Origin of the sequence: Pedobacter sp. GR22-10 (assembly GCF_026239715.1) — a bacterium.
Classification (GTDB): Bacteria; Bacteroidota; Bacteroidia; order Sphingobacteriales; family Sphingobacteriaceae; genus Pedobacter.
The window spans coordinates 47,022-60,892 of the sequence record NZ_JAPIVR010000002.1 but is presented as its reverse complement, the minus strand read 5'-3'; the positions used below and the strand labels follow the sequence as shown (position 1 = coordinate 60,892).

The 13,871-nt window shown below is 41.0% G+C and carries 8 protein-coding genes and 1 other RNA gene; 4 read left to right on the top strand and 5 right to left on the bottom strand.

The annotated features are described in order from the left end of the window. The first annotated feature begins 728 nt into the window (after nucleotides 1-728). Both OQX64_RS07785 and OQX64_RS07780 read left to right on the top strand, forming a co-directional pair. Nucleotides 729-956 carry a hypothetical protein gene (locus OQX64_RS07785; RefSeq protein ID WP_265818336.1) on the top strand — a complete coding sequence of 76 codons (228 nt, stop codon included), beginning with the start codon at nucleotides 729-731 and terminating at the stop codon, nucleotides 954-956. A 148-nt stretch (nucleotides 957-1,104) separates the two neighbouring features. Next, nucleotides 1,105-1,611, top strand: a complete 507-nt coding sequence (locus OQX64_RS07780; protein ID WP_265818335.1) for a D-glycero-alpha-D-manno-heptose-1,7-bisphosphate 7-phosphatase — start codon at nucleotides 1,105-1,107, stop codon at nucleotides 1,609-1,611. 347 nt (nucleotides 1,612-1,958) lie between these two features. Here the strand turns inward: OQX64_RS07780 and fsa are convergent, their stop codons facing one another. After that, a complete protein-coding gene (gene fsa, locus OQX64_RS07775) occupies nucleotides 1,959-2,618 on the bottom strand; it encodes a fructose-6-phosphate aldolase (protein ID WP_088302965.1) in 660 nt (219 codons plus the stop codon). An 86-nt stretch (nucleotides 2,619-2,704) separates the two neighbouring features. Beyond that, nucleotides 2,705-2,804, bottom strand: an RNA gene (ffs, locus tag OQX64_RS07770) — signal recognition particle sRNA small type. A gap of 596 nt (nucleotides 2,805-3,400) precedes the next feature. Here ffs and gltB point away from each other — a divergent pair. Next, nucleotides 3,401-7,900, top strand: a complete 4,500-nt coding sequence (gene gltB, locus OQX64_RS07765) for a glutamate synthase large subunit (RefSeq protein WP_265818334.1) — start codon at nucleotides 3,401-3,403, stop codon at nucleotides 7,898-7,900. A gap of 3 nt (nucleotides 7,901-7,903) precedes the next feature. Continuing rightward, nucleotides 7,904-9,370: a glutamate synthase subunit beta gene (locus tag OQX64_RS07760; protein WP_265818333.1), complete on the top strand. Its 1,467-nt coding sequence runs from the start codon at nucleotides 7,904-7,906 to the stop codon at nucleotides 9,368-9,370. A 181-nt stretch (nucleotides 9,371-9,551) separates the two neighbouring features. On the opposite strand, the gene OQX64_RS07755 is transcribed toward OQX64_RS07760, so the two are convergent. From OQX64_RS07755 to OQX64_RS07745, 3 genes are all read right to left on the bottom strand, one after another. Then, nucleotides 9,552-10,751: a DUF763 domain-containing protein gene (locus tag OQX64_RS07755; RefSeq protein ID WP_265818332.1), complete on the bottom strand. Its 1,200-nt coding sequence runs from the start codon at nucleotides 10,749-10,751 to the stop codon at nucleotides 9,552-9,554. A 167-nt stretch (nucleotides 10,752-10,918) separates the two neighbouring features. Continuing rightward, nucleotides 10,919-13,087: a S9 family peptidase gene (locus tag OQX64_RS07750; RefSeq protein ID WP_265818331.1), complete on the bottom strand. Its 2,169-nt coding sequence runs from the start codon at nucleotides 13,085-13,087 to the stop codon at nucleotides 10,919-10,921. A 95-nt stretch (nucleotides 13,088-13,182) separates the two neighbouring features. Next, nucleotides 13,183-13,866: a hypothetical protein gene (locus tag OQX64_RS07745; RefSeq protein ID WP_265818330.1), complete on the bottom strand. Its 684-nt coding sequence runs from the start codon at nucleotides 13,864-13,866 to the stop codon at nucleotides 13,183-13,185. Between the last annotated feature and the right edge of the window lie 5 nt (nucleotides 13,867-13,871).

Here is a 13,871-nt window from a genome sequence, read left to right as displayed (position 1 = left end):
CAATCCTTATGTATCAGTATTAGGCCCCAGCAAAAGTGACGCTAAACGGATCAGTATTCAAGGCATCTGCAACAAAATTGCTGGGGTCCTTGGTTGTTTACATATTGGGCAGCATTATATTCAAAGATGCCTTTGAAGCAAGTTTAAAAACGATGGATGAAGCAGCAAGAAATATGTTTCTAAACACCTCCAAAAAAAGTAGTATGCCTTATGTGTTTATTGCTGCCTCATTTGCAATAGTAGGTATTTTACTATTCTTTGTTTAGTTGCCCTGAAGTTGGATAAGAACAGGATATTCTCGATCTGCAAACCTTAACTGAAAATGCTGGTACAGCTTCGGCAAACAAAAATATATATCATTTTCCACATTTAATAGTGGGCGTTTTCGCCTTGTTTTGCTACGTCGGGATGAAGGTAATTAGTTATGATACCTTTGAGGAAAAGGTAAGTATTTAGGTTACAAACTGGATATATGCAAGAGTTTTATAACCTACACGGGTGATGGTTTATTACCAGGTTATGTGGTCGATATTATTTCAATCCGCAGATGGATTTCGCAAAGAAATGCTTTACTGATATCCTGCATCCTCAGTATGCTATTGGTATGTCAGGTGGTTTTTATTCATGCTGTCCCAGTAATATCCACCTTCACATTATTGGCAGTGATTTAGATTATCACTCATCAGTCCGTATGGATTTTTACGCTCCTGCGCTTTTCAAATTCAGTGATGTGGCTGGTTATATTTCCCATAGTCATAGCGGGTTTGGGTGAATTCACCAAAATGGGATCAGCCTTGCTCATTATGGCCATTGTAGGTGGTCTCATTCTTTTTTCGGTTTATGGCTATATTGCGGAGATAAAAGGCAATGCACAAATCGCCTATCTGATTGATGATGTGCCTGCCCATCTGTTTATTCTTTATTTCTTAGCATTTTGGGAAAAAAAGAAGCTTTGATTACCCGCGCTTACGGATATAGTTGAAATACCAATGTTGGCCAGGCAGGTTTAGCTTTTGTATACCATTATTTTTTGCTTATTTTGATGCTTAATTTTACCCGAGACTGTCTCCTCAGATATGCAGTCTCCAATTTAATAATTCGCAAATGAATAAAGCTATTTTTCTTGATCGTGACGGTGTATTGAATCACGAAATATACGATTACATCTGTCGCGTGGAAGATTTTAAAATACTCGACTACCAGATCCCTGTCTTAAAAAAGTTATACGATGAAGGCTATTTACTCATTGTGATTACAAATCAGGGCGGTATTGCATTGAAAAGATATTCTGAACAGGAACTGGCCATCATGCATCAGATGTTAAGAAATGCATTTGTGGCTAAAGGTGCTGATATTGCCGGTTTCTATTACTGTCCGCATCATCCCACGGTGGGTGGCGAATGCAAATGCAGGAAGCCAGCCTTAGGAATGATTTTAGATGCAATTGATATGTATGACATTGATCCGGCATTATCTGTTATGATTGGTGATAAACCGAGGGATGTGGAAGCGGCCAACGGGGCAGGAGTAAAGGGCATCCTAATCGAACCGGATGAGCAGATTAGTTATGAGAAGGTGAAGGAAGTCCTTAGCCGGGAGTCTTTAGTCTAGCGTCTGTTGTACTATACATAAAAAAATCTAAGCCTGAAATCCCACTTGATATTTATGGCCTTCGACTGCCTCTGCCACCTAGACCTGATTGAAATGGCATTCCGGTTTTGTTAAAAATCAGTTTTACACTAAACAATCACCGGAATATAATGTAAAGCAGGACTATTGTAACCGATAAGCACTGTAACTGCTCTCCAAAAAATAAAATATAAGAGAGAAAATGGAGATGTAATTATAAATTTCAACATCATCCATTATTCATTTTAGCATACGCCTTTTGTAAAACAAAAAATCCTAAGTCTTAAACCGGAAAACAGATTCAAGACTTAGGACTCAAGATTTCAAGCTTACTTACCTGCTGCCTTAGCGTGGTCTGCTAAGAAAGTGGCTAAGCCTGAATCAGTTAATGGGTGTTTTAATAAGCCTGTAATTGCAGCTAAAGGCGCAGTAATTACATCTGCACCTAATTTTGCGCAGTTTACAATATGTAATGGACCGCGAATAGAAGCTGCTAGAATTTGAGTTTCGTATCCGTAATTATCAAAAATAGTTCTGATATCTTCAATCAAAACCAAACCATCGCTTGAAATATCATCCAAACGGCCTAAGAATGGAGAAACATAAGTTGCTCCGGCTTTAGCCGCTAATAATGCTTGTCCGGCAGAGAAAATTAAAGTACAGTTGGTTTTAATTCCTTTAGAAGAGAAATGTTTAATGGCTTTAACACCATCTTTAATCATGGGTACTTTTACCACGATTTTAGGATTCAAAGCAGCCAATGCTTCACCTTCTTTAACAATCTCATCAAAAGTAGTTGCAATAACCTCTGCACTTACGTTGTCTTCTACAATATCACAAATGGCTTTATAGTGGTTGATTACATTTTCTTCGCCAGTGATGCCTTCTTTCGCCATTAGGCTAGGATTGGTGGTTACACCATCTAAAATGCCAAGATCATGCGCTTCCCTGATTTGATCAAGATTTGCTGTGTCAATAAAAAATTTCATGGTTATAATTCTTAAATATTTGAGTTTCGACGATTGAACCCTGAAGAATTTAATTCCCCCTTCAGGGGATTAAGGGAAAAGAAAAAAATGGGCAAGCAACTTCTATCGCACCGCTACAACCTTCTACCCTTGCTATGTTCCCATCCTGGGGGAGTTCAAAGGGAGCTGGTCGTAAAAGACTTGCCCGGCACAAAGGTAGAAAAAGAAGTTGTTTTGCAAAACGCATTTGTGGAATTTTTTAATGATACAGGCTATCTGGCTGATTAATACGAGAATAAAATGATGGAGACGGATGAGGTGAGAGCTTGTCGGGGTAGATAGTTATAGCCGTGGGATTAACCCTGCTGGCGAAGTCACCCTAAAACTAGCAAAGTCTGGCCATGCATTAGGCTTTTTAGTTGACTTGACTGGCGAAGCTTCAGTAGGGTAGTGTGCAGATAGCCATTCATCAGGCTACTGCAGCTTTCTAATGTGAGTACTATAGTATAACCTGATCTACCAGCCAGATGAATCATATGGTAAATGGCAAAAGATCTTCATACTTCTGCCTTTCGAAACTTTACAATTTTACTAAAATGCCATTTAAATAACCTATTAAAGGCTATTTTTACTGATTGCTAAAATGGTAATTATAAGCTTATATATTTGTTTATATTTTAATATTATGGATTAAAATTGTTTAAAAACTAAAATTATTCCAAAAATTGTAGCAACTCTGTAATTTAACCATCGTTTTTTATATCTTAGTGTTTCCTATACACTAACAAACTAACGAGCAAAGAATGGAACCAAACAGTGGATTGTACGACGCGCAATTTGAACACGATGCCTGCGGTATTGGGTTCGTTGCACATGTGAAAGGGCGAAAATCGCATCAAATCATCTCCGATGCACTTACTATTTTAGAAAATCTAGATCATAGAGGGGCATGTGGAGCAGAACCAAACACGGGCGATGGAGCGGGCATCATGATTCAGATTCCTCACGAATTTTTTTATGACGAATGTTTAAAAGCGGGCTTTAGCCTTCCTGAAACCAATAATTATGGTGTAGGTATGCTATTTATGCCAAAGGATATCAGATCAAGAGAGGAATGCAGGGAACTGATTTACCGTGCTGCTGAAAAACTCGGGCTGGAAATTTTAGGTTTCAGAAAAGTGGATGTAGATACTACTGATATCGGCAATATGGCTTTATCAGTGGAACCTGAAATTGAACAGGTTTTTATTGCCCGTCCTTATGCGGTGAATCCAGGTGTAGATTTTGAGCGGAAACTTTATGTTTTTAAAAACTACCTCATTAAATTAATTGCCAACACGGTTAACGGCGGTAAAGATTTTTATATTGTATCACTTTCCGCACAAACCATTATTTATAAAGGCCAGCTGACTTCTTTACAAGTACGTACCTATTTCACAGATCTGAGCGACAAACGCATGGTTTCAGCTTTGGGCTTAGTGCATTCCCGTTTCGCGACCAATACTTTTCCTTCATGGCGGTTGGCACAGCCTTTCCGTTTCATTGCGCACAACGGAGAAATTAATACGCTGCAGGGAAATTTAAACTGGTTCAGGGCTGGTGTAAAATCTTTTGCTTCCGCCTATTTTACCAAAGAAGAGCTGGATATGTTATTGCCGGTAATCGATGAAACCAACTCTGATTCAGGCTGTTTGGATAACGTGATTGAATTATTGCTCCATGCCGGAAGGACGTTACCACACGTATTAATGATGCTGGTTCCGGAAGCCTGGGATGGCAATGAAGATATGGATCCGGTGAAAAAAGCTTTCTATGAATTCCACGCTACTTTAATGGAACCATGGGACGGACCTGCAGCCATTGCATTCACCGATGGTAAACTGATTGGTGCAACACTGGATCGTAATGGTTTGCGCCCTTCGCGTTACGCCATCACTTCAGATGATCGGGTGATTATGGGTTCAGAAGCAGGTGCATTGGCAATTGATCAGAGCACCATCATCGAAAAAGGCCGTTTAACCCCGGGAAAAATGTTTGTGGTCGACATGGAGCAGGGTAGGATCATCAGTGATGAAGAAATCAAAGCCAAAGTTTGTGGTGGTAGTCCATATGCAGACTGGATCAATCAATACCAGATTCGCCTGGAAGAATTGCCTGATCCGAGGGTAATGTTCACCGGTTTATCTGAAGAATCTATTTTTAAATATCAGCAGGTTTTTGGTTACAGCAGAGAAGACATCGATTTATTGCTGAAACCAATGGCTATCGAGGCCAAAGAACCTATCGGTTCAATGGGTACAGATACACCACTGGCCATTTTATCCAAACGCCCACAGCATTTATCAAATTATTTTAAACAGTTATTTGCGCAGGTAACCAATCCACCTATCGACCCGATTCGCGAAAAGGTGGTCATGAGTCTGGCTAGTTTTATGGGTAGCAATGGAAACCTGCTGGAACAAAATCCTTTGCAGGCGCATTGTGTGGCTATTAAACATCCTATTTTAACCAATCAGGAACTGGAAAAACTGAGAAGTATCGATACCGGGGTATTCCAGGCGAAAACACTTCAAACTTATTTCAGGGCGGATGGCAAACCGGGTGCCATGGCCAAAGCACTTGACCGTTTATGCCGTTATGCGGTAGATGCGGTGGAAGATGGTTTCCAGGTAATTGTATTAACAGATAGGGCAATTGATTCTGAACATGCGGCGATGCCATCTTTACTGGCCGTTTCTGCAGTTCACCACCATTTAATTCGTAAAGGTTACCGTGGTGCAGTTGGCATTGTGATTGAAGCAGGGGATATCTGGGAAGTACATCACTTCGCTACTTTATTGGGCTTTGGTGTTACTGCAATTAATCCTTACCTGGCTTTAGAAACCATTAATGGTTTTCAGAGCGAATCTGGTTTATCAGCAGAACAGCTAACCAAGAATTATATCTATGCAGTTAACAGCGGTTTGCTGAAGATCTTTTCCAAAATGGGGATTTCCACCTTACAATCTTACCAGGGTGCACAGATTTTCGAAATTTTAGGACTCAACAAGCAGGTGGTTAATACTTATTTTACAGGTGCGGTTTCGCGTATCGGCGGCTTAGGCCTAGATGAAATTGCAAAAGAAACGCTGATTAAGCATCACCGTAGTTTTGGGCCAGCCACGCAAACGGAAAATTTATTGCCGGCAGGTGGTACTTATAAATTCAGACGTAAGGGGGAGGCGCATTTGTTTAATCCTCAAACCATCCATCTACTCCAAAACGCAACCCGTAAAAACGATTACAGTATCTTTAAACAATACTCTAAACTGGTAAATGAACAAACGCAACAGGCTTATACCATTCGCGGTTTGTTCGACTTTAATTATAGTCGTCCTGCGGTTCCTTTACATGAGGTAGAATCTACCGAAGCCATCTTAAAAAGATTTGCCACAGGGGCCATGTCATTCGGTTCCATTTCTCATGAGGCACACTCTACCTTAGCCATTGCCATGAACCGCATTGGCGGGAAAAGCAATACCGGCGAGGGAGGGGAAGATGAAATGCGCTATACCAAAATGGAAAACGGAGACAGCATGCGTTCGGCGATTAAGCAAGTGGCATCTGCTCGTTTTGGGGTAACCAGTTATTATTTAACCAATGCGGATGAGTTGCAGATTAAGATGGCTCAGGGTGCCAAACCCGGAGAAGGTGGACAGTTGCCCGGCCACAAGGTGGATGATTGGATTGCAAAAGTGCGTCACTCTACACCTGGCGTAGGATTAATTTCTCCGCCACCACACCACGATATCTATTCTATTGAGGATTTAGCGCAACTGATTTACGATTTAAAAAACGCCAACCGTGCCGCAAGAATTAATGTGAAATTGGTTTCTAAAGCAGGTGTTGGAACCATTGCAGCAGGTGTGGCCAAGGCACATGCCGATGTGATTTTAGTATCTGGTTTTGATGGAGGTACCGGAGCATCACCGCTGACATCCATTCAGCATGCCGGTTTACCATGGGAACTTGGTTTGGCTGAAGCACACCAGACTTTGGTGAAAAATAAATTGCGGAACCGTATTGTGCTGCAAACAGACGGACAGCTTAAAACCGGCCGGGATATCGCCATTGCAGCCTTGTTGGGTGCCGAAGAATGGGGGGTTGCCACTGCAGCTTTAGTAACAGCAGGCTGTATCATGATGCGTAAGTGCCATTTAAATACTTGCCCGGTGGGTGTGGCAACGCAAGATCCGGAATTGCGAAAATTGTTTAGCGGAGATGCAGATCATGTGGTGAATTTATTTCATTTCCTGGCAGAAGAACTACGTGAGATTATGGCTGAGCTTGGTTTCCGAACGATTCATGAGATGATCGGACAGGCCGATATTTTAAAAGTGCGTGAATTGCCCGCTGAAGACTGGAAGCTGAAACACCTGGATCTTTCTGCCATTCTTTATAAAGCTGCAGATAATGGCCTGCCTTTATTTAATACGGAAGAACAGGATCATGGACTAACACATGTATTGGATCATCAGTTAATTGCAGCTGCGCAGCCAGCCATTACGCATAATGAACCGGTTTTTGCAAGCTTTACCATAAAAAATACAGACCGTTCTCTGGGTACCATGTTATCCAATGAAATATCAAAAGTACATTTAGGCGCAGGCTTACCGCCTGATACGATCAACTTTAAGTTTGTGGGTTCTGCAGGGCAGAGTTTTGGTGCATTTAACACCCGTGGTGTAACCTTATCATTAGAGGGTGAGGCAAATGATTATGTGGGTAAGGGTTTATCCGGTGCGCGTTTAGCCATTTATCCTTTCGCTAATTGTGCATTTGTTCCGGAACAAAATATTATTATTGGTAATGTAGCACTTTATGGCGCAACCTCAGGAGAGTTATTCGCACGGGGTAAAGCTGGTGAACGCTTTGCTGTACGTAACTCTGGTGCAACAGCAGTTGTAGAAGGTGTTGGTGATCACGGATGCGAATACATGACTGGTGGGGAAGTCTTAATTCTTGGAGATACGGGAAGCAATTTTGCCGCGGGAATGAGTGGTGGGGTGGCCTGGATTTATGATGCCAATGGAACTTTTGCACGCAAATGCAATAAGGAAATGGTTGATCTTGATCCGTTACAAGCTGAAGATGAACAAAGGATAATGGCTTTACTTAAAACACATATCCGTTTGACAGACAGTAAGGTGGCCGAATTTATCTTAAGCGATTGGAAAACACAGTCGAACCACTTTATAAAAGTATTTCCTAAAGAATATAAAGCAGTTTTAGCAAAACGTAATCAACAAGTAAAAACACACTAAGCCATGGGAAAAGTAACAGGATTTCAGGAATACGATAGAGTTGCGCCCACAAGAGAAGAGGCTAAAACTCGTGTAAAACATTATGGGGAATTCTTACATGAATTACCCGCACAGGAATTAAATAATCAGGCCGCCCGCTGTATGGATTGTGGTGTACCTTTCTGTCAGTCAGGTTGTCCGTTAGGTAACGTGATTCCGGAGTTTAATGATGCTGTATATCAGGCAAAATGGGAACTCGCTGCCAATATCTTATTAAGCACCAACAATTTTCCTGAATTTACAGGGAGAATATGCCCGGCACCATGCGAATCAGCCTGCGTGTTGGGAATTAACCGTCCGCCGGTTGCCATTGAAGAAATTGAAAAGCATATTATTGAAATCGCTTTCGATAAGGGTTTCATTAAGGCAAAGGCACCATTGATCAGAACAGGTAAAAAGGTGGCGGTTATTGGTTCAGGTCCGGCAGGTTTAGCTGCCGCTGCTCAATTAAATAAGGTTGGTCATGAAGTTACCGTTTTTGAACGCGACGATGCACCGGGTGGTTTATTGAGATATGGAATTCCGGATTTCAAACTGCAAAAAAATGTGGTCGACCGCCGGATTGATTTGATGAAAGAAGAAGGCATCATGTTTAAATGCAATGCCAATGTGGGTGAAAATGTCGAAATCAGCACCTTGCTCAGAGATTACAACGCCATTGTTCTGGCTGGCGGATCAACGATTCCACGTGATTTGCCAATTCCGGGACGTGAGGCTAAAGGTGTTCACTTTGCCATGGATTTCCTGAAACAACAGAACAAGCGTGTAGCCAATAGAGAAATTGTTGCCGAAAATATTTTAGCTACAGGTAAAAATGTCATTGTAATCGGTGGTGGAGATACTGGTTCGGATTGTATTGGAACTTCGAACCGACACGGGGCAAAGTCAGTAACGCAATTTGAAATTATGCCTATGCCGCCACAGGCACGTACAGAAAATATGCCATGGCCAACTTATCCCATGTTGTTAAAAAACACTTCTTCTCATGAAGAGGGTGCACAAAGGGCCTGGTCAGTTAATACCAAAAACTTTATTGCTGATGAAAATGGAAACCTGAAAGCATTAAAGGTAGTGGATGTAGAATGGGAAATTGATGCATTGGGAAGGCCGGTAACTTTTAAAGAGGTTGCCGGTACCGAAAGGGATTTACCTTGTGAACTGGTATTTTTAGCCATGGGTTTCCTGCATCCACAAAAGCAAGGCTTGATTGAAAAATTAGGAGTTGAGCTGGATAACCGTGGAAATGTAAAAGCTTCTGAACATACCTACCAAACCAATATTGGTAAAATTTTTGCCGCAGGCGATGTTCGCAGAGGGCAGTCATTAGTAGTCTGGGCCATCTCTGAAGGGAGAGAGGCCGCCCGTAAAGTAGATGAATACTTAATGGGCGTGACTCAACTCGCCTCCAAAGATGCAGTTGCTTATGCTTAAGTAGGTTGAATTTTTATATTTTTTGAGGTCATGGTGCAAACCATGACCTTTTTTTAGCAGATCCTGATGATGACGCGGATGATGATTTTTCTGAATTGCTAAAGATGATAATTTTGCTTAATTACAATTCTTAGCAATGCTCAACATACTTAACCTGATTCAACAGCGACCAAAACAGTCATTAAAACAAACTTAATTGATCTGTTGGTGCTTGCTCTTTTCGAAAAATTGTTCTGCCACCATGTTTCCAGCTTTCTGCTTTTTCTTGTTCAATCACTTTTTCAAAATTCAGGTTTGGAATAAAATCCTTTTCAGCATTCCTGGCAATCTGATGAAGCGATTTAATCGCCTGCTGCTTATCTGAATTTCCAATCTTAGCTTTCTCAACGGCTTTTTGTAAAACATTGATGGTTTCGTCAAAAACATTTACGGGAACAGGGAAGGGGTGACCGTCTTTTCCGCCATGTGCAAAGGAATACCTGGCCGGATCTGAAAAACGGGATGGAGTACCATAAATAACTTCGCTCACCAAAGCCAGTGATTGTAAGGTCCGCGGACCCATGCCATCCAGTAACAAAAGTTCCTCAAAATCACCCGGTTGTTTCTCCTGAGCCAACCATAGTATGCTGCCTAATCGTTTCAGGTCAACATCTTTTGCTTTCACTTCATGATGATCAGGCAGCACCAGTTTCTGAATTTCAGACATCATTATGCCAGGTGATTCTGTGGTAATATTCATCATCGTTTGACGCGTAATATGCGCTTCATTAGCCGTAAGATTAAGAATCTGTCCCTGGTTAATGCCACAAATACCCGAGTGTGGCGCTTCAATAAATGATTTTAAGTTTTCAGAATGCCAGTGATACCTTCTGGCGGTAGAGCTGGCATCACTCATTCCCTGCTGAACCACTGCCCAGTCGCCCTCATTACTCAGTATAAAACTGTGGAGGTACAATTGAAAACCATCCTGCACAGCGGTATTATCTACCTTTGCGCTCAATTTACTTGCCCGTACCAGTTCATGGCCATTTAAACCAGTTTGATCAGCAATTTTTAAAAGTTCATTTGGTGTTTCCCTGCTAAATTTTCCTTTGCCACCGCAAATATAAATCCCTAATTCTTTGGATAGTGGATTAACAGATTTTTTGAGTGCACCCATTACAGAAGTGGTAATACCTGATGAATGCCAATCCATACCCATTACTGCACCCAGGCTTTGAAACCAGAACGGACTGCTTAATCTGCGGATGACTTCAGCCTTGCCATATTCCATTAAAATAGACTCTACAATGGCGAGACCTAATCTGGCCATGCGCTGCGCCAGCCATGGTGGTACGTGGCCATAATGTAATGGTAAATCTGCGCTGCCTGATCGTTTCAATACTAACAAAATTAGTAAATTGTTTTGAAAAAGAGAATTAATCTTTTAAACGTATACAATAGATAAAAAGGATTTCAGGCAAAGACTAATCATTACCTGGTACCAGGCCAAAAAAAAGCGGGGCTATCGACAACCGATTCCCCGCTAAATGATTTAAGTGATACCAATTATCTCGCTCCCGGAGGACAGTTGTCTTTTAAGAATTTGGTGTAGGTAAGTGATAAATGTTCGCTGGTACCTTCGCCTTCAGAGATACTGTGGGTCCGGTTTGGATAGCTCATCAATTGAAAAACCTTTTTGTTTTTAATCAGTTCATTGATCAGCATTTCGGCATTCTGGTAATGAACATTATCATCTCCTGTGCCATGAATATAGAGTAGATTACCTTTCAGGTTTTTGGCATAAGTAATAGGTGACCCTTTAATATAGGCCTCCTTACTTGGAAAAGGTGTACCCATATAACGCTCCTGATAGATATTATCATAAGTCAGCTGGTTGCCTACTGCCGCAATGGCAATTCCCGTTTTATAAATTTCCGGATACTGGAACATCAGGTTTAAAGTAGATGAACCACCACCGCTCCAGCCCCAAACGGCCACCCTGTCTTTATCCATAAAAGAGTTTGTTGCCAATAGTTTTTTTGCGGCCATGGCCTGATCATGTACATTGAGGACGCCAATATTTTTATAAATGCTTTTGCGCCACATAGCTCCTTTCGGAACAGGTGCGCCACGGTTATCCATAGAAATATAGATATAGCCATCTTTAGCCATATCTCCCGCATATAACTTGTTCACACCTGCGCCATAAGTGTCAGCCGCTGTTTGTGAAGCCGGTTCGCCATAAACATAAAATACTACAGGATATTTTTTATCAGGGTTAAAGTTGTCTGGTTTTTTCATCCAGCCATCTAATTCAACGCCATCTTCTGTGGTTACTTTAAAAAATTCTACTTTATTTTTTGGAGCTTCCTGTTTAGATAATTGTGTGGTAATGCTTCCGTCCATCGTAAAAGGGGTTCCTGTGGTAAAATTCATCCATTCCGCAATGGGTCTAACCACCGAGCTGTTATACGTATGACGTGCAAAAGCGGCACCCGGGGAGATATCATAGTTATGTGTTCCCGGCAGGATGGATGGCGTTACCTGCTCCAGTTTCCCCTTACCGTCCAGTTTGGTTTTGAACAAATATTTTTGTGTGGCATTATTCGGCGATGCCATAAAATAAACATAATTATTTTTTTCGTCAATAAGTTTAATATCGATGACATCATAATTTCCTTTGGTTACCAATGTTTGCTTCTTACCATCACGGCTTATTCTGTACAGGTGGTTCCAGCCATCCTTGTCTGATAAAATGGTGAATTCCTTATCTTCGGCCAGCCATTTCCACTCATCTTGTGCATCAATCCAGGCTTTTGCCGATTCAGTATAAATTGCCTTTGCAGCACCTGAATTTGCATCGCATAGAAAAACCTTACTTTCATTCTGCTCACGGCTAAGTTGCTGTAAAATAATTTCATTGCTATTCGGAACCCACTGCATGCGTGGAATGTAATGTTGTATCTTATCGCCAGGAACCTTTAGCCAGTTGGTTTTAGCTGTTGCGATATTCACCACACCTACTTTGCAGGCCGAGGGATTTTCACCAACTTTTGGATACTCTACCGCAATGGTATAAGGGTAAATGGAATCTGTGTTGTTAATCATCAGAAAGTTTTTGATTTTGGTGGCGTCTATTTGCCAGTAAGCAATAGTTTTACTGTCCGGACTCCATCTGAAACCGTCTCTACAGTCAAATTCTTCCTCATAAACCCAATCAAAAGTTCCGTTAATCATCCGGTCTGTTCCATCAGTGGTTAAGGCTTTCGCTCCTGATCCGTCGATATTTTCTACATAGAGGTTATGCTTACTCACATAGGCTACCTTAGTGCCATCAGGAGATATTTTTGCAAACATCAGGGAAGAGGCTGGTTTATCTTTTCCTATTTGGATGATTTTATTGTTGGTTAAATCGGCCAGCCAATAATCACCACGGGTATCGTAACGCCATACTTTTTTACTGTTGGTGTAAATTAATGCTTTAGTTCCGTCTGCTGAAAACTGAAAACTCCTGACAGCGATGGGATTATTTTGACCCGCGGGTGTAAGTAAACCTCTGGAAACAACAGTTTTCTTGTCATTTTTAGGTAGGGTAACCAGTACAATTTCTCCACTTGAGATTTGATAATAGGAATTTCCGTCTTTTGCCCAATTAATACCTTGAGCATTTGCATCGCACACAGCAAAAAGCGCAATGCAAATGATGGATAATCTGAATAGGAAGTATTTAATCATAAATTTTTAATCATAAAAAAAGCTTTTTAACTTTTCGGCTAATTTAAATAAAAAGCCGGCAGTTAAAAAGCCATATATTAATTGATTGTGTTTAATTATTCACCACCACCCTGCATTTTAGCAAGGTCTTCCATGGTTACAACTTCATATCCAGTTGGAACATCTTTAGAAATCGTACCAACTTTACCTTCAGCAATAGATTTTAAGGTAGTAGTGGTTTCTATACCTCTTTGAACCAAAGTATATTTTACCGGAAAAGCACCAAGACCTGGGAAATAATTCTGCGATCCAACGTTTGGTAAATCTAATTCTTTAGTTGCCCAAAGTTCGTGTGCTCCTCCTTTATCGTCTTTAAAAGTATATTTTTCTGCATTGAAACCACCAACAGTTTGTTTCTGTCCGGTCGCTTTGAAGTCCGAATATTTTGGCATATCGCCCATTACTTTGGCCACATCTTCTTTTGATTGTTTTACGGCAAATTGTTTTTGAGCAATAGGCACATCAATTAAAAGTAAACCAGTTTTATCATTGTTATCGGAAACGATTCCAATCATTGCCGGACCTTGTTCCATTTCAATTTTTGTAAGGCCATTATTAAACTTCACTTTTAATTCAGCAGGTGGCTCTTGTCCGCCCATGGCAGATTTTTGCTCGTCAGTTAATTTATATTCCAATCCGTAGGTAATTGTACCCTCGGTGATTTTCTTTTGCGCATGAGCGATTACGGCTGTACCTACCAAGATAAAGGCTACAACACTTGTTTTAATTGATTTGAACATGTTTT

Bases quoted from the DNA above. Each gene is read 5' to 3' on its own strand.
- OQX64_RS07785 (WP_265818336.1), top strand. From the start codon at position 729: ATGTGGCTGGTTATATTTCCCATAGTCATAGCGGGTTTGGGTGAATTC.
- OQX64_RS07745 (WP_265818330.1), bottom strand. From the start codon at position 13,866: ATGTTCAAATCAATTAAAACAAGTGTTGTAGCCTTTATCTTGGTAGGT.
- gltB (WP_265818334.1), top strand. From the start codon at position 3,401: ATGGAACCAAACAGTGGATTGTACGACGCGCAATTTGAACACGATGCC.
- OQX64_RS07750 (WP_265818331.1), bottom strand. From the start codon at position 13,087: ATGATTAAATACTTCCTATTCAGATTATCCATCATTTGCATTGCGCTT.
- OQX64_RS07780 (WP_265818335.1), top strand. From the start codon at position 1,105: ATGAATAAAGCTATTTTTCTTGATCGTGACGGTGTATTGAATCACGAA.
- OQX64_RS07760 (WP_265818333.1), top strand. From the start codon at position 7,904: ATGGGAAAAGTAACAGGATTTCAGGAATACGATAGAGTTGCGCCCACA.
- fsa (WP_088302965.1), bottom strand. From the start codon at position 2,618: ATGAAATTTTTTATTGACACAGCAAATCTTGATCAAATCAGGGAAGCG.